The organism is Priestia sp. YIM B13552 (assembly GCF_042787775.1).
GTDB lineage: Bacteria > Bacillota > Bacilli > Bacillales > Bacillaceae_H > Priestia > Priestia megaterium_E.
Map to the genome: position 1 here is coordinate 1 of NZ_JBHZOU010000003.1, position 15607 is coordinate 15607.

Here is a 15607-nt window from a genome sequence, read left to right on the forward strand (position 1 = left end):
GGGCCTATAGCTCAGCTGGTTAGAGCGCACGCCTGATAAGCGTGAGGTCGGTGGTTCGAGTCCACTTAGGCCCACCAGTATAACAAACAGTTAAGTTAAACTTAAAAAACAATCACGGCCCGTTGGTCAAGTGGTTAAGACACCGCCCTTTCACGGCGGTAACACGGGTTCGAATCCCGTACGGGTCATCGAAAGAGCAGTTTGCATTTGCAAACTGCTCTTTTATTTATGTTAGATAACTACAGATTTTGATTGAGACTGTATAAAATTCTAATATGAAAACTTCAAAATTTTTGAGTCTAATCTCTGAAATTTGAACATAACGATACTAGTACTTTAAGAATAACACTAGGATAACGTGCTATAATGGATAAAACTGAATACTAGGGGTAATGAATAATGGAGGAATTAAAGCGAAAAAACCAAGGTGCTGCGGAACTAGACGAAAAGGGCTTTAAGTGGATGCGTTTCGTCAGCTTCTTTATGATTGTGAACCTCATTTTCACCGTAGCTTTAGTAGCAGTTGTTCTAATAGTTCCACAAATTCAAGAAACTTTTCAATGGGTAGCATTTGGTGTATATGGGTTTACAGTTCTTTATCTCATCTTTATGCGTGAAGTAGCCTTTAAAAAGACATATGGTTCTTTAGCAGTTTGGATGCGTACTGTGTGGAATTTTAGTTTTATTGCTAGTGCGTTTGGGGCCATTAGCATGTTTATAGGGAACACTCACTGGACTTTATTTTAAAGGAATCTGTCTTCTTGTGTTGAAAGTGAAAGTAAGGGAGGAATTTATATGAATCCATATGAACAATTACAATTAAACAAAGAAGTAGAAGCGATTGCTAAACAACGAATTGAAATTCATAAACAGCGAATAAAGCTATCTGAAGAGTTAGAACAAGACTTTGATAATACAGAGCTCCAAAATAAAATTATTGAGTTAGAAGAAGAAAGTCAAAAACTAAAGAAAAAGAGTGAAGCTTTACAAGCTAACTATTAAACATCCTTTCAGGGTGTTTTTTTAATAATGTTATAATAATAAACGAGTTGGTATAAAGGAGTTGGTACTATCACCATACAAAATCTTATTGACTCAAAAGATTTAGAATTGCCATTTGTTTTTTATTATGACGGGGATTTCGTACGTCAATCAATTAAAAATGGAACGAACATACTAGAAAGATATGATTACGTCGGAGAAGTTGAATTAGAATTACTTCAAGAAACTGGATTTATTGAAATTTGTATAGAGGGTTATGGTGGGATGAGAATAGGTGATAAAATTGATGTCTCTGTTGGTAATTTAGAAACTAAAAATGTTACCGAACCATTTGTTTTAGAAAAACTTGATAAGCGATTTTATTTTTTAATACCCTTTCATCCTTATTGGGTGAGTACAATGGAAGATGGGGGTATCCTCATCTCATATTCCATAAAAAGTGTACTAAATATGACTACTTATAGTTCTGAAACAGTACGCTTTCATAAAGATATTCTATCTAGCTCAACTGTATATTAAAATAAATATAGTAGCTTAATCTATTGCTTGTTAATATGCTGCTAGACATGTATCTGTTTAGAAAAAATAAAATAACTTACTGAAATAGTCTTTATATAGAACAGAACAAGCAGATTCTTACTTATTAAGAGCCTGCTTGTTTTACTTTATACCCAGCATTAGATTCTTTATTTAACAGCTTCTTTAAATTCTTTTCCTGGCTTAAAGGCTGGAGCCTTTGTAGCATCAATAAATTCAGCTTTATTCATATCTAAATACCTCATTCCTTACTGTGTATAGTCTGTGTAGACAAAAAATATATCATAGTTTCCTTATAAGGATCAAACCTATGTTCTTTTAAATGCATCTGCTAGAAAACTCTAAAAAAAAGTTAACATTGCATGTTTTGTTTCCTTTTTGTTAGGGAAATGGAAATAAAAGAAAGATAAAAATGATTAAAAATGAGGAGAAGGAGTGTCAAAAAGTGGTATATAGTCAAGTAGTAAGAAAACCTGAGTTTCAACAAGCGGAATCGGAAGGGTTAAATGAAGCCATTCACGAGTACATAACTCGTCGTACACGTCACAATGCACCGGTTGTGGATGCGCTTCGATATATTATGACCATTGAACATAAACATGAACGCATGCAGGTAGCAGCAGAACTGTTCGGATCAGCTATTCAGCGTGTAAAAGATCAAGATATTATTCAATATCTAAAAAAATGCGGAAGCTACAAAAGAATTTCTGATACGATGGAATAAAAACGTTTTCTTTGAAAAAGCGCCTTTAATGAGAGGGGGCTTTTTTTGTTTCCGCCATTTAAAAGCGAGGGTAAATACATAGAATTCTTCCAATTTGTGCATAGTAAATGAAGCAGAATTAATTGAGGAAGAGACAGAGTTGTGTATCTGACTGCGGGGCGAATGTTAAGGTTTAGAATAAAGTCTTCATTACAGATACCCACTCTTGAATAAATGAAGATTTACGTATGTATCCCTAGCAGGAGGTTTAGTGCATGAGTCAAGAAATACCGTTAAGTTCAAGTGAAATTGCTACTCTTTGGATGACCTATCAGCAAAAAACAATGACCCAAAGAATTTTGGAATATTTTATTGCACAGGCAGAAGATGACGGGGCAAAGAAAATTATGCAGGATACGCATAGGCAAGTGGTGAACTACATTGAAGATATCAAAACAATTTTACAGAATGAAGGGGCTTCCATACCAGTAGGATATACAGAAAAAGATGTAAATATAGGCGTTCCTAAGCTCTATGATAAGATGTTTGATATTATGTTTCTTCGCCTTTTAAAAGAAATTAGTATGGGGCTACATACGCTTCATTTAACCATGTCCTACAGAAAAGACATGATCTCTCTATATAAAGAGCTTACCGCTTTCACGCAAAGTGGCTATGACAAATGTGTAGATTATCTTCAGGAAAAAAACGTGCTTCCAAGGCCTCCAGCTGTTTCCGTACCTAAAAAAGCGAAGTTTGCTGAAGGCACAGATTACATGAATGGAATCCATTTATTTTCGAGTAAACGGGCATTAAATACTGTAGAGGTAGCACATATTTATTACGCAATTGAAAGCAACATTTTTGGCATGCAAATGATCACAGGGTTCGCTCAAGTAGCAAGTGAGCCTGAAGTGAAGAAGTACTTTGTAAAAGGAAAAGAGCTGGCTAAAAAAATTGTAAGTGATTATAGTAAAATTCTTTTGGAAAGCGATATTCAGACGCCTGCGACGTGGGGAGCGAAAGCGACCGAGTCAAAAGTAGCACCCTTTTCAGATAAACTAATGATGTACTGCGTGAGTTTATTCTGCAGTTTCGGGCTAGGAAGCAACGCTTTAGGCACTGCGTTTAGTTTGCGTGGAGATCTTCCTCTTACTCTTGTCAGTACCGCCAAAGACATTTTAACATACGGGCAAGACGGGGGGAAAATCATGGCTAAAAACGGATGGCTTGAAGAACCGCCAAGTATGGAAGACCGAAATGATTTGATTAAATAGAAAAGCATAATACATTACGAAAACTTCTTTTTTTGAAAGAAGTTTTTTCTTTTGCATAAAAAATGTCGTTATTTGTTCGTTTAACGGTTTGTTTTTTGAATAAAAAGGATATATAAACTATAAATTTACAATTTTATACTAAAAAAGGAGGTTGTTGCATATGAAGTGGTACATAAAAGTGTTGAAAAATTACGGGACGTTTTCTGGCAGAGCAAGCCGAACTGAATACTGGATGTTTGTATTGGTCAACTTTGTTATTTCATTTATTCTTTCTTTCATTCAGTTCTTTATTGATAAGCCTCTTTTTCTGCCGGTAATCTACTCGCTATTGATTGCAGTCCCTTCGTTAGCGGTAGGAGCAAGAAGACTCCACGATACGGGAAAAAGCGGATGGTGGCAGCTCATTACATTAGTTCCACTCATTGGCGGTATTTGGCTAATTGTTTTATTCTGTCAGCCTAGTGACCCTAAAGAGAACCGTTTTGGTACAACGGCTAAAGCAGCATAAATAGAACTCCCCCTTACACAAGGGGGAGTTCTTTAGTGCACAGGTTCTACTATAGCACCATCATACGCCGATTGGTAAATAGCTCGTATGTCTTTTTCATGAAGAGGCAAAGGACTGCGAGCGAGAATTCGTTTTTGCTGGACGCCATCTTCTGTCAGCTTTTGAAGGGCACTTTCTGGAATATCAAATCCGCGAAGGGTTTGAGGAATGCCTACGTCTTTGACAAGTGACTGCAGCTGTTTTACACACTGATAAGAAGCTTCTTCTGTTGATAAAGAGTTAGCGTTTCCGCCTAGTGCTTCAAAAATATCTCGCATCTTTTCCACACAGCTGCTGCGTATGTAACCCATCACATATGGAAGCAATACGGCGTTTGATTCACCGTGAGAAATATGAAACTGTCCACCTAACGGATAGGCAAGTGCATGAACACCGGCAACACCAGCGTTAAAAAAAGCAAGTCCCGCTAAATAGCTTCCGTAGCTCATCTGAGTTCGCGCTTCTTTATCTTTGCCATTTTCTACAGCTGTTCGTAAAGAAGAGCCGATCATGCGTATAGCCTTTAGTGCTAAGGCGTCTGTTGCTGGATTTGCATTTACTGATATATAAGCTTCAACGGCATGAGTTAATGCATCAACCCCTGTAGCCGCCGTTACTTTAGGAGGCACGCTCAGCGTAAGCTCGGGATCTACAATCGCCGCGTCCGCAAGCAAGTAGTCGTGGGTCACAACATCTTTTGTGCTTTCAAGAGACAGCACAGAAATATTCGTTACTTCTGAGCCCGTGCCGGAAGTTGTGGGAATTAAAATTTTAGGAAGACCTTTTTTTGAAATTTGTTTTGTACCAGTTAAGTTCAAGTATTCTTCTACAGCTCCGTCGTGAACGGCTAAAACGGCCGTAAGTTTTGCTAAATCTAATGCGCTGCCGCCGCCAACGCCAATGACTAAATCAAATTTTCGGCTTTTTGCGTAGGATACGAGTTTTTCACCGAGTGCTAAAGGCGGCTCTGGTGCCGTATCTGCATATACATCTACTTCGTATCCATTTTTAATGAGGGGAGAACTCACTTTATCCACAAGTCCAATGTCTTTTAACACGGGATCTGTGACAATTAAAATATGAGCAGGGTGATATTTTTTTACTTCCGGAAGCAGTTGCTGAAGTGATCCCCATCCTGTATAGCTAAGAGGGGTAAAAACTAGTTTTGACACAGTCATTCTTTTATCCTCCTATAGGCACTGTTTTGTTGGCGGTTTCAAAGATGTGGTTTTGCTTCTACGTATATTATAATGAAGTATCGCAAATTTTTCATTGAATACAAATTAGCTGTCACGAAAAAATTGAGCTTTACTTCACAGAGGCAAAGGATGGGGAAATGTTGAGATACGTAACAAAAGAATTAGCTCAGAAAATTGTGTGTAGAACGATGGAGATTATTGATTGCAACATTAACGTGATGAACGAAAAAGGAGTCATTATTGGTTCGGGTGACAAAAAGCGAATGAATCAAATCCACGAAGGAGCGTTGATGGTATTAAAAAACGGCAGTTCCTACGAAATTACTCAACAGCAGGCTGACTCGCTGCGCGGGGCCAAACCGGGCGTGAATTTGCCTATTTTCTTTAACGGGGAAATTGTTGGAGTCGTGGGATTGACAGGACTGCCAGAACAGATTCGTAATTACGGAGAGCTTGTGCGCATGGCGGCTGAAATGATTTTTCAAGAAATGATTTTAATAGAGGAAATTCAGTGGGATGAACGATTAAAAGAAGAGGTAGTTCATCAGCTTCTTCAGCAAGAAGATTCGTTTGACTCTTTATTTTTTGACCGGGCGAATCGCTTTGATATTAACTTATACCTTCCACGAGTGGCACTGATTGTTACAGCGGACAATCGCCATGAAGTTATGAAGCTTGTAAAGAAATACATAGCTAATAATGACCTATACGCTATGCTTCCAGACGGAGTGGTCATATTAAAATCTACAGAAGCAGGCAGCCCTAGCAGCTATGCGGAACAGCTGGAAAAACAGCTTTGGGCGTCTGGAATGGTGTGTAAGTTAGCGGCAGGATCTGTTCAACCTGACTTTAAAGGTCTTCGTGTATCTTATCAGCAGGCAAAAGATACGCTTGCCGTCGGTTCTAAGCTTCACCCAGAAGCTGTTTTCTACTGCTATTCGGATTATCAAATTCCCGTGCTGTTACGCCAAAGCGCCGGTTTTCAAGAAAATCATGATCTGTTGCATCACTATGAAAAGCTGAAGGAATACGATAAGAAAAAAGAACTTATCGAAACGTTAACGGTCTACATAGAAGAAAATGGCGAAGGAAGCACAGCAGCTAAAAAGCTTTTTATACATCGAAATACGCTAAGTTACCGTCTAGATAGAATTCAAAGCATTACGGGAAAAGATCCAAGAAAAGTCAAAGACCTTCTTGAACTGTATGTAGCGCTATTGCTATCTAAAATTTCATAATTGTGCACGTGCATAAAAGATCTTGCGATAGTGAGGTCTTTTTCTGTTGAAGTGACTAATGAAAGAATATAAGATAGCGCTTACAATTAACGTTAGGGACAGGAGAAATAAGAAAGGGGATGCTTTATGGACGTTCAAGTAAGCGCATTAGGCGCTATTTGTGCATTAGTAATTGCTATTATATTAATCTTAAAGAAAGTGGCTCCCGCATACGGAATGATAGCCGGAGCTTTAATTGGAGGACTGATTGGCGGAGTTAACATCGCTGATACCGTTAATTTAATGATTGAAGGCGCACAAGGCATTATTCCGGCAGTACTGCGGATTCTTGCAGCCGGTATATTGGCCGGGGTATTAATAGAATCAGGTGCTGCAGCGGTTATAGCAGAAACCATTGTAAAAAAACTAGGGGAAACAAAAGCGCTTTTAGCTCTAGCGCTAGCCACACTCATTCTTACGACAGTAGGTGTGTTTGTTGATGTGGCTGTCATCACAGTGGCGCCTATTGCTTTAGCCATTGCTAAACGTACGGGTATGTCAAAGCCTGCTATTTTATTAGCGATGATTGGAGGAGGAAAGGCAGGAAATTTAATGTCTCCTAATCCTAACGCTATTGCTGCTTCGGATGCATTTAATATTCCGCTTACATCCGTGATGGCTGCAGGAATCATTCCCGCTGTATTTGGCGTAGCGGCCACTTATCTAGTAGCCAAACGATTAGTGAAAAAAGGAACAATGGTTCAAGCTGAAGAAATAGATACAGTGGATGCAAGCAGCTTGCCGCTCTTTTTAACAGCCATCATAGCACCCATTGTTACCATCGTGCTGCTGGCGCTGCGACCGCTTTTTGATCTTAATATTGATCCAATGGTTGCGCTTCCTGCAGGAGGAATTGTTGGTGCCATTGTGATGAAAAAAGGAAAACAGCTTAATACATATGCTATTTCTGGATTAGGGAAAATGTCAGGTGTAGCCATTATGCTTCTCGGAACGGGGACATTAGCAGGAATCATTGCTAACTCCCAGCTAAAAGACGTTATTATTCACGCCTTGTCTGCTATTGGGTTGCCAGCTTACGTTTTAGCACCGGTTTCAGGTATTTTTATGTCAGCGGCAACCGCTTCGACAACGGCAGGAACAGCAGTCGCAAGCCAAGTTTTTGGATCTACAATTTTAGAGCTAGGCGTTTCTGCTTTAGCCGGAGCTGCTATGGTTCATGCCGGAGCGACCGTACTTGATCACCTTCCGCACGGAAGCTTTTTTCACGCAACGGGCGGAAGTGTAAATATGAAAATAAAAGAACGCTTAAAATTAATACCATACGAATCGCTTATTGGACTCATTATGGCAATTGTATCCACGCTTATATTTGGTGTATTAAAGCTATATGGCTAAAAATAAAAAGGAGTGTTTACGCATGAAAATTGTGATTGCACCTGATTCATTTAAAGAAAGCTTAACGGCTCTTAACGTTTGTGAAGCGGTTGAAAAAGGAATAAAAGCTCATTTTCCCAACGCGGAGATTAGTAAAGTACCTATGGCAGACGGTGGAGAAGGAACCGTTCAGTCGCTTGTGGACGCGACGGGCGGACAAATCATACAAGCTAAAGTAACCGGACCTTTAGATAAAGAGGTGGAAGCTTTTTATGGAATTCTTGGAGACGGCAAAACGGCTGTTATTGAAATGGCAGCCGCTTCAGGCCTTCATCATGTTCCGGTCGATAGACGAAACCCGCTTATCACAACAACGCGAGGAACTGGCGAGCTCATTCTTAAAGCGTTAGATCACAAAGTGAAGCATATCATTATTGGCATCGGAGGAAGTGCTACAAATGATGGAGGAGCCGGTATGGCAAAAGCTTTAGGCGCAAAACTTCTTGATGCTAACGGAGCAGAAATAAAAGAAGGAGGCGGCAGCCTAGATCAGTTAGCTTCTATCGATCTTACAAACTTGGATTCCCGGCTTGCTGAAGTCAAAGTAGAAGTGGCGTGCGATGTAGACAATCCTTTAACAGGTGAAACCGGAGCATCCGCTGTATTTGGTCCTCAAAAAGGCGCAACTCCGGATATGGTCAAACGGCTTGACCGTAATCTAGCTCATTACGCAGCGGTTATTGAAAAAGAAATGAATATTCATATCCAAAGTGTTCCTGGTGCCGGAGCGGCAGGAGGACTAGGAGGCGGCCTGCTGGCATTTTTATCTGCGGAGTTAAAGCCAGGTGTAGACATTGTCATTGAGGCAACTCAGCTAGAAAGCTATATTAAAGATGCTGATCTTGTTATTACCGGTGAAGGAAGAATAGATGGTCAAACCATTTACGGAAAAACCCCCATGGGCGTAGCGAAAACAGCAAAAAAGCATAGCGTTCCCGTGATAGCGATAGCAGGGAGCATTGGAACGGGAAGCGAAGCTGTATATGAACACGGTATTTCTGCGTTATTTAGCGTCGTGCCCGGAGCGGTCGATCTATCAGAAGCGCTGGAAAAAGCGGGTGAAAACATTGAAAGAACCGCTAAAAACGTAGCGTCAGTTATACGCTTAGGCATCAAGTGAAGAAGTTACAGTTTTTATTGTTCTCTTTTTAATAAATAGTAAAAGGTCTCTTTCATGAGAAGAGGCCTTTTTTTCGTTTAGTGCTAAAGTAAGCTGCTATCATTCTTTTAAATTTTATATAGGAAATAGAACTAAACGTTTTCTGAAGCGTCATAGTAAGTAAGCAGTTCCAAAAATTCTCTAGCATTCTCGTCGGCTTATTAACTACTACTTATGGAAAGGAGAGGTTAACGTGGAAAAAAAGTTTAGGTTCTTGAGAATTTTAAGAAACGTGATAGTAGCTATATTGGGGATATGCATCATATGGATTGTAACGAATCAAGTAATGACGGCAGTGGAAAAGAAAAAGTATCCGCCTATTGGTCAATTAGTAGAGGTTAATGGCAGAGATATTCATGTATATACAAAAGGTAAAGGGGAAAATACGATTGTACTACTAAGCGGCTTGGGAACGACTGCACCTGCACTGGATTTTGAACCGTTAGTAAATGAACTGTCGAAGGATAATAAAGTTGTGGTAGTAGAACCATTTGGATACGGATGGAGTGACATTACGAATAAAAAACGTACCATAGAAAATAGTGTAAGTGAAATGAGAGAAGCTTTGCAAAAATCGGATATAAAAGGTCCGTATATATTAATGCCACACTCAGTTTCTGGCGTTTACAGCATGTATTATGCAAATAAATATCCAGATGAAGTAGAAGCAATTATTGGAATAGACCCTACGTTGCCAAAAGCGCTGGATTATTTTAAAGAAGAAGCGCCGAATATACCAAGTTTGATGAGTGTTTTAGCGCCAAGTGGACTTGCTCGCTTAGCCCTGCTTACTAGTCCTAATCAGTATCTACCGCTAGCCGAAGAAGGAACGTATACAACAAAAAATTTAAAAATGACAAAAGCAATTTCCAGCTGGAAAGGCTACAACAAAAACGTCATTGATGAAGCAAAAGAACTGAACAACAATATAAATAAAACTCTCGATATGTCGTTTCCTTCAAAAATGCCCGTAATGATTTTTACTAGAAAAATAGATAAAGAAGAAAAAGAAGGAAAATCGAATATTACGTTTTATCAAAACCAATTAAGTCACGTATCATCGCAAAAACTAGTCGTTTTACAAGGTCATCACTATTTACACTGGACGAAGTACAGAGAAATGAGCAAATATGTAAATGATTTTATAGATACATCTATTAATTCAAGTATAAAAAAATAAAGTGTATCCAAGAAAAGGAGCCCCGAACCGTAGGTCTCCTTTTTCTTTTACAGGAAAGAATTAAATATGGTTTATTAGTTTTACAGTCGTAAATGTTATAATTAACCAATCGTTAAATTGATTTACATATAGAGGAGGAAAAACATGATTAAAGCCGTCATTTTTGATTTAGATGGGACATTATTAGATCGAGACAGTTCACTGAAGCTTTTTATTCAAGATCAGTACGAGAGATATAGTGAAGAACTAGCACTCATACCGAAGCAAGAGTACACATCTAGATTTATTGAGTTAGATCAAAAAGGCTACGTATGGAAAGATAAAGTATATCAGCAGCTTTTGAACGAATATGACCTTTCGAATCTAACATGGGAAGGGATGCTAGATGATTACCTTCACTATTTTCCAGCTCACTGCGTTCCGTTTTTACATATGGAGGGTGTACTAAAAGAGCTAAAGAAAAAAGGGCTGTTGCTAGGCATGATCACAAATGGTTTTACGGACTTTCAGTGGATGAATATTAGAGCGCTTGGAATTGATCACTATTTTGATACCATACTTGTTTCCGAACAAGAAGGCATTAAAAAGCCGCATAAAGATATCTTTTTGCGAGCATTAAAAGCGCTTGATGTGTCGGCTGAAGAAAGTGTATATATCGGGGATCATCCAGAAAATGATGTGCTTGGTGCAAGAGGGGCGGGCATGCATGCTGTATGAAAGAAAGACGCTTTCTTTGACGGGAATTTTACAGATTCATATGTAATAGAGGATCTAAAAGAGCTGTTGAATGTAATTAATGAGTTTCAAGAGAACTGATGTGAAAAGGAGAAACATGATGAAAACCGAAGTTCGTCTATTGACTGATGAAGATCTTAAAGAAGCAGCAATCATCTATACAAATGTTTTTAGTGGGTCACCGTGGAATGAGCCTTGGAGTATAAACACTGCTTATGTTCGTTTATACGATATCAGTAAAACTCCAGGTTACATAGGAGTAGGTTACTTCCACAGTGAAAATAATAAACTCATAGGATTTATAGTAGGAAATGAAGAACAGTGGGCGAATTATAAGACGTTTTATATAAATGAAATTTGTGTGTTAAGCAGCACTCAGCAAACTGGCATAGGAACGAGTCTTTTATCTTTCCTTAACGAGTTACTTATACAAAAAGAAGTGAAAGAAGTCTATGTGTCTACTGAAAGAGGCCAAGGTAAACCAGAACGTTTTTTTGAAAAGAACGGTTTTGTTACTCATGAATCTCGTATACTGATGACAGTAAATGTAGATTGAATATAAGTGAATGGGTGTAGTATATCCGCTTTGTTATTTCAGGAGGAACGGTTTATAAAGCAGGAGGAAATAATTTATGATTTTTTCGCTACTAGTTTTAGCCGCTATTTTAACGGTGAGTATTCCGTTGATGATTATTATGATTAAAACGGTGTGGCAGCGAAAGCTTCCTCGTAATTACTATACGCCGTTTGACTATCTTGCTGCACAAACAGAAGAAGAGTTTCATGAAGAGCAAAATGAACGAGAACTAGAAGAAAAAGAAGGAGATGTTGTAAACAGAAAGAGCTAAAGGTCGTTTTCAACTCCTTCTGTTTACAGCCCACCCCTCCACAATTTCCGTGAATTCATCTAGGTGTTCTTCAAATATCCGTTTTCGATGTCCGTTTGCTCCGGATGGATGAGGAAAGCCAAATAAATACGTATGCCGAGAAAACGAAGATTCACTTGAAAGTTTTCTCAAAACATTTTCAACCGCTTTTCCTAGCGGAACAATTAAACATGGATTCTTTATTTCGTTCAATTCCTGTGGAAACACTTCAAAAGCATAGCGAGAAAGAAGCGCTGAGCGTTCAATTGAGGGCTGATGACCTGTATAGTTTTTTCCTTTGTAAAACACAGGATACTTTAATACGGACGTTGTATGCAGTAAATCTCGCTGTGAAGCAAATAGCTCAGCGGCACCGTTAATGCCCATGACTTTTGCAATTCCGCATCGATCTAACATGTCTATTAAATTGACTCTCATCGTTCCGCTAAAGCTAGCGGCTTTTTTTGTTTCGTACAGGACTTGTTCAAGCGGATGATGATGAGACAGGCTGGAAACGCATTGTGTAAAAGCGGTTTTCATTTGAAACCAGCCTGGTGTGATGCCGGCAATGACAATATGAGCGTCTGGATTTATGTAATCGTTATGGGGCGAGTAGTACATGTTTAATTCACGTTCTTGAGCGATTAAAAAGTCTTTTTGCAACAGCTGTTCTTTCGTAAAATTCATATTATGCAATTGTTGAATGGCATGCAGACATTGTTGAAAATAAGAATGTTGGCTAATCATAGGCTCTCTCTTTCTTTATCATTATTTCTTCTTTTATTTTCCCCAACAAAATCGTTTTATATCAAATATGAACAAATTCTTATGAAAATTAATATTTACTAAAAGTTTACTTAAGTTTTAGTGCAGTGTGATAAAAACAAAGTAGTAATAGCGTCTTTTTTGTCATTTAAACGGCGAAACTAACAAAAGAAATGAAGAATTTTGGAGAATATTTTAATGAATTTACTGAAATTTTAAAATTATTTATTGAAAGCGTTTTATTAATGTGCTATTCTTCCAATATAAGAGATAAATATTTAGTAAAAATAGAAGATTATAATAGAGAGGTAAAAAGATGGCAACTTTAAAAGATATAGCGGCGTACGCTAAGGTTTCCAGTTCAACCGTATCAAGAGTACTAAATAATGATCATACGCTTTCTGTATCTGAGGTTACTCGTGAACGCATTCTGCATGCAGCCAAGGAGCTGCAATATACGCCCGTGAAGATACGAAAAGGAACGGCAAACGGAAAGGATATAGAAGCTCCTCAAATAGGTATTATTTTTGCTCAATCCCTTGAAGAAGAGCTAGTAGACCCTTTTTTCTCTTCTATTCGCCATGGAATAGAGAGTGAATGCGCAGAAAAAGAAATTTTTACAGTAAAGTCATTTAGACTAAAAGGTATGAAGCAAGAAGAGCTGCTGCAGGATCTTGATGGAGTGATTGTAGTGGGAAGAGTTAGTCCAGAAACGGTTCAAGAAGTGAGCAATCATTTAGATACTATTGTTTTTATTAATCACAAAGCGGATGAGGATTTGTACGATTCGGTCATGATTGATTTTGAGAAAGCTACTAAACACGCATTAAATCATTTATTTGACCTCGGTTATAAAAGAATTGGCTATATCGGAGGGACAGAAAGAGAACATTATATCAATGGAAGTTCTATTATTGAAGATCAGCGTCAAACGGTTTTTGAACGCGTTATGCATGAAAAAGGCCTGCTCGATTCTGAGAAAGTTTATGTGGGCGAATATTCAATGAATGAAGGATATGAGCTGATGGGACAAGCGATTAAGCAAGGAAATCTTCCTGAGGCATTTTTTATCGCAAGTGATGCAATGGCAATAGGAGCAATGCGTGCCCTGCAGCAATCAAATATAAAGGTTCCTGAAGACGTAGCGATTGTAAGCTTTGATGATGTGGATATCGCAGCATTTGCGAGCACGCCGCTCACAACGGTTAAAGTATATACTGAAGAAATGGGAAGGCAGGCTGTTAAAATGCTAATAGATCGATTAAGCGGCAGGTCCGTTCCTTTAAAAGTCATGGTGCCGACTAAATTAATTTACCGTGAAAGCTGCGGAGCTTTGCTCAAGAAGCAGTAACCTAAAAGTTATAACTTGAAAGGGGGTGATAGAAAAGAAGAATTTATACATAAAGAGTGATAAGGGGGAAGAAAAATAGAAAAAACCATAGAAAAAGCAGGTTAAAAAGCCCTAGAAACTACATACTTATTGGCAGATAAGTATGTAAATGAAAAAGCTTTTTCATCTCTAGGACTTTTTGAACCTTTGTAAAAGTATAGGATTAAATTATAAGTGACTTTATTTCGTTGTGCAATGAATTTGTCTATGTGTAAATAACTGAATATTCAGTTATTTATGTCTTGATAGAGTATAAGGAGGAAAAAAGATAAATGAAAAAGCTTACGTATCTTTTCGTTCTATTACTAGTCTTTTCTGTTGTGGCAGCGGGCTGCGGAAATAAAGAAGCGGCAACAGGCGGAAATGGGAAAACGACGCTAACACTTTTTTCTACGATGAGTAATAAAGGCGAGAGAAAAGCGCTCCAAAATGCGATTGCAGAATTTGAAAAACAAAATCCAGATATTAAAATTGATGCGAATTTTCCGGGTAACGGCTATGAAGATATGCTTCGTGTGAAAATGGGTGCAAATGATATGCCCGATTTATTTGATACGCACGGCTGGTCTCAGCTTCGCTACGGGGAGTATGTAGCAGATTTAAAAGATATGGATTGGGTTCAGCATTTGGATCCGGCGCTAAATCAAATTTTAAAAGATAAAAGCGGCAAAGTGTATGCGTATCCTTTAAATCAAGCAAAAGACGGAATTAGCTATAATGCGACGCTGTTAGAAAAATACGGAATAAAGCCTCCTAACACAATGGATGAATTTATAACAGCATTAGAAGCAGTAAAAAAGAAGAGCAAAGGAGAAATAGCGCCTCTATGGATCCCAGGAGGGGAAAATGGCAATATTGCTCAAGTGTTTGATCAGCTGGCTACACCTCAGCTTATTACAGCAAGAAATAAGAACTACGCTAAGCAGTTGGAAAAAGGAACATTTAATTGGTCAAACTACACGCCGCTAGCAGAAACAATGGCAGAAATGAAGAAGAAAGGGCTGCTGAATGAAGATGTATTAACCGCAAAAGTATCTCAAGCAACGGAATTAATGGCTCAAAATAAAATTGCTTTCACATTTGTGGGCGGATCTCTTGGACCGGATGCAACAGAATTAAATCCTGAAGTAAAAGTAGGAACAGTACCGGTGCCTGCTATTCATAAAGGCGGTACGCAAAGCTGGATCGGCGGAGAGCGCTTTACCCTTGCTGCGTGGAAAGATTCTAAGCACCTTAAAGAAGCTAAGAAATTTATTGAATTTGTGTCACAGCCGGAAGTTGCCAAAAAGATTGCCGAAGGAACGTCTTCAGCATCGGCTCTGACAAACAATAAAACACAAAACTACTACTCTGAATACTACGATAAGTATAGCGATATTAAAGTTGAGCCATACTTCGACCGAAAGTATTTACCGAGCGGCATGTGGGCAGTGATGTCTTCTACAGGTCAAGAATTGCTAGCGGGAGGTTTAACGCCAAAGCAATTATCAAAAGAGATGGAAAAAGAGTACAAGCGTCTGAGTAAACAATAAAATAGTGTGCAAAAGTTCCTTGTTCGCTAAGAAGCAGGGAGAT

General features: G+C 38.6%; 16 protein-coding genes, 2 tRNA genes and 1 pseudogene. 17 read left to right on the top strand and 2 right to left on the bottom strand.

Going from position 1 to position 15607, the window contains the following annotated elements:
• From ACFX40_RS12105 to ACFX40_RS12140, 8 genes are all read left to right on the top strand, one after another.
• Positions 1-77: transfer RNA gene (locus tag ACFX40_RS12105), tRNA-Ile, on the top strand.
• 39 nt (positions 78-116) lie between these two features.
• Positions 117-188: transfer RNA gene (locus tag ACFX40_RS12110), tRNA-Glu, on the top strand.
• Between the two features lie 211 nt (positions 189-399).
• Positions 400-747 carry a hypothetical protein gene (locus ACFX40_RS12115; RefSeq protein ID WP_025753676.1) on the top strand — a complete coding sequence of 116 codons (348 nt, stop codon included), beginning with the start codon at positions 400-402 and terminating at the stop codon, positions 745-747.
• Between the two features lie 48 nt (positions 748-795).
• Entirely contained in the window at positions 796-1002 is a 207-nt protein-coding gene (locus ACFX40_RS12120; protein ID WP_016766132.1) for a hypothetical protein, read from the top strand.
• A 108-nt stretch (positions 1003-1110) separates the two neighbouring features.
• Complete coding sequence (locus ACFX40_RS12125) at positions 1111-1521, top strand: hypothetical protein (protein WP_050690599.1); 411 nt, start codon at positions 1111-1113, stop codon at positions 1519-1521.
• Positions 1522-1984: 463 nt separating this feature from the next.
• Entirely contained in the window at positions 1985-2263 is a 279-nt protein-coding gene (locus ACFX40_RS12130; RefSeq protein WP_028408159.1) for a hypothetical protein, read from the top strand.
• Between the two features lie 254 nt (positions 2264-2517).
• On the top strand, positions 2518-3519 hold the full coding sequence (locus ACFX40_RS12135) for a DUF3231 family protein (RefSeq protein ID WP_225049797.1): 1002 nt from the start codon (positions 2518-2520) through the stop codon (positions 3517-3519).
• A 160-nt stretch (positions 3520-3679) separates the two neighbouring features.
• Entirely contained in the window at positions 3680-4027 is a 348-nt protein-coding gene (locus ACFX40_RS12140; protein ID WP_028408161.1) for a DUF805 domain-containing protein, read from the top strand.
• A gap of 32 nt (positions 4028-4059) precedes the next feature.
• Here ACFX40_RS12140 and ACFX40_RS12145 read toward each other — a convergent pair whose 3' ends face one another.
• Positions 4060-5244: an iron-containing alcohol dehydrogenase gene (locus ACFX40_RS12145; RefSeq protein ID WP_335708055.1), complete on the bottom strand. Its 1185-nt coding sequence runs from the start codon at positions 5242-5244 to the stop codon at positions 4060-4062.
• A gap of 158 nt (positions 5245-5402) precedes the next feature.
• On the opposite strand from ACFX40_RS12145, the gene ACFX40_RS12150 reads away from it, so the two are divergent.
• The 7 genes and pseudogenes from ACFX40_RS12150 to ACFX40_RS12180 all read left to right on the top strand — a co-directional run bounded on the left by ACFX40_RS12150 (position 5403) and on the right by ACFX40_RS12180 (position 11859).
• The gene (locus tag ACFX40_RS12150) at positions 5403-6503 is read left to right on the top strand and encodes a sugar diacid recognition domain-containing protein (RefSeq protein ID WP_377255033.1); all 1101 of its coding nucleotides are present in this window, start codon (positions 5403-5405) and stop codon (positions 6501-6503) included.
• A 126-nt stretch (positions 6504-6629) separates the two neighbouring features.
• Positions 6630-7898, top strand: coding sequence for a GntP family permease (locus ACFX40_RS12155; protein WP_116515962.1), 1269 nt, complete (start codon positions 6630-6632; stop codon positions 7896-7898).
• Between the two features lie 22 nt (positions 7899-7920).
• Positions 7921-9057: a glycerate kinase gene (locus ACFX40_RS12160; protein ID WP_377255036.1), complete on the top strand. Its 1137-nt coding sequence runs from the start codon at positions 7921-7923 to the stop codon at positions 9055-9057.
• 325 nt (positions 9058-9382) lie between these two features.
• On the top strand, positions 9383-10276 hold the full coding sequence (locus tag ACFX40_RS12165; RefSeq protein ID WP_377255695.1) for an alpha/beta fold hydrolase: 894 nt from the start codon (positions 9383-9385) through the stop codon (positions 10274-10276).
• Positions 10277-10420: 144 nt separating this feature from the next.
• Positions 10421-11092, top strand: a pseudogene (locus ACFX40_RS12170) (HAD family hydrolase).
• Between the two features lie 19 nt (positions 11093-11111).
• Positions 11112-11567, top strand: a complete 456-nt coding sequence (locus ACFX40_RS12175; protein ID WP_377255038.1) for a GNAT family N-acetyltransferase — start codon at positions 11112-11114, stop codon at positions 11565-11567.
• Between the two features lie 76 nt (positions 11568-11643).
• Entirely contained in the window at positions 11644-11859 is a 216-nt protein-coding gene (locus ACFX40_RS12180) for a DUF3951 domain-containing protein (RefSeq protein ID WP_323618950.1), read from the top strand.
• A 9-nt stretch (positions 11860-11868) separates the two neighbouring features.
• Here the strand turns inward: ACFX40_RS12180 and ACFX40_RS12185 are convergent, their stop codons facing one another.
• A complete protein-coding gene (locus ACFX40_RS12185; RefSeq protein WP_377255041.1) occupies positions 11869-12624 on the bottom strand; it encodes a hypothetical protein in 756 nt (251 codons plus the stop codon).
• A gap of 334 nt (positions 12625-12958) precedes the next feature.
• On the opposite strand from ACFX40_RS12185, the gene ACFX40_RS12190 reads away from it, so the two are divergent.
• Both ACFX40_RS12190 and ACFX40_RS12195 read left to right on the top strand, forming a co-directional pair.
• Positions 12959-13993, top strand: a complete 1035-nt coding sequence (locus ACFX40_RS12190; protein WP_098659297.1) for a LacI family DNA-binding transcriptional regulator — start codon at positions 12959-12961, stop codon at positions 13991-13993.
• A 311-nt stretch (positions 13994-14304) separates the two neighbouring features.
• Positions 14305-15564 (top strand): ABC transporter substrate-binding protein, encoded by a 1260-nt coding sequence (locus ACFX40_RS12195; RefSeq protein WP_252123359.1) that lies wholly within the window; start codon positions 14305-14307, stop codon positions 15562-15564.
• Positions 15565-15607: the final 43 nt, after the last annotated feature.

What these genes read in the sequence shown, in the direction of transcription:
- ACFX40_RS12115 (WP_025753676.1), top strand. Translation starts at nt 400, where the DNA reads ATGGAGGAATTAAAGCGAAAAAACCAAGGTGCTGCGGAACTAGACGAA.
- ACFX40_RS12120 (WP_016766132.1), top strand. Translation starts at nt 796, where the DNA reads ATGAATCCATATGAACAATTACAATTAAACAAAGAAGTAGAAGCGATT.
- ACFX40_RS12135 (WP_225049797.1), top strand. Translation starts at nt 2,518, where the DNA reads ATGAGTCAAGAAATACCGTTAAGTTCAAGTGAAATTGCTACTCTTTGG.
- ACFX40_RS12140 (WP_028408161.1), top strand. Translation starts at nt 3,680, where the DNA reads ATGAAGTGGTACATAAAAGTGTTGAAAAATTACGGGACGTTTTCTGGC.
- ACFX40_RS12145 (WP_335708055.1), bottom strand. Translation starts at nt 5,244, where the DNA reads ATGACTGTGTCAAAACTAGTTTTTACCCCTCTTAGCTATACAGGATGG.
- ACFX40_RS12150 (WP_377255033.1), top strand. Translation starts at nt 5,403, where the DNA reads ATGTTGAGATACGTAACAAAAGAATTAGCTCAGAAAATTGTGTGTAGA.
- ACFX40_RS12155 (WP_116515962.1), top strand. Translation starts at nt 6,630, where the DNA reads ATGGACGTTCAAGTAAGCGCATTAGGCGCTATTTGTGCATTAGTAATT.
- ACFX40_RS12160 (WP_377255036.1), top strand. Translation starts at nt 7,921, where the DNA reads ATGAAAATTGTGATTGCACCTGATTCATTTAAAGAAAGCTTAACGGCT.
- ACFX40_RS12165 (WP_377255695.1), top strand. Translation starts at nt 9,383, where the DNA reads ATGACGGCAGTGGAAAAGAAAAAGTATCCGCCTATTGGTCAATTAGTA.
- ACFX40_RS12175 (WP_377255038.1), top strand. Translation starts at nt 11,112, where the DNA reads ATGAAAACCGAAGTTCGTCTATTGACTGATGAAGATCTTAAAGAAGCA.
- ACFX40_RS12180 (WP_323618950.1), top strand. Translation starts at nt 11,644, where the DNA reads ATGATTTTTTCGCTACTAGTTTTAGCCGCTATTTTAACGGTGAGTATT.
- ACFX40_RS12185 (WP_377255041.1), bottom strand. Translation starts at nt 12,624, where the DNA reads ATGATTAGCCAACATTCTTATTTTCAACAATGTCTGCATGCCATTCAA.
- ACFX40_RS12190 (WP_098659297.1), top strand. Translation starts at nt 12,959, where the DNA reads ATGGCAACTTTAAAAGATATAGCGGCGTACGCTAAGGTTTCCAGTTCA.
- ACFX40_RS12195 (WP_252123359.1), top strand. Translation starts at nt 14,305, where the DNA reads ATGAAAAAGCTTACGTATCTTTTCGTTCTATTACTAGTCTTTTCTGTT.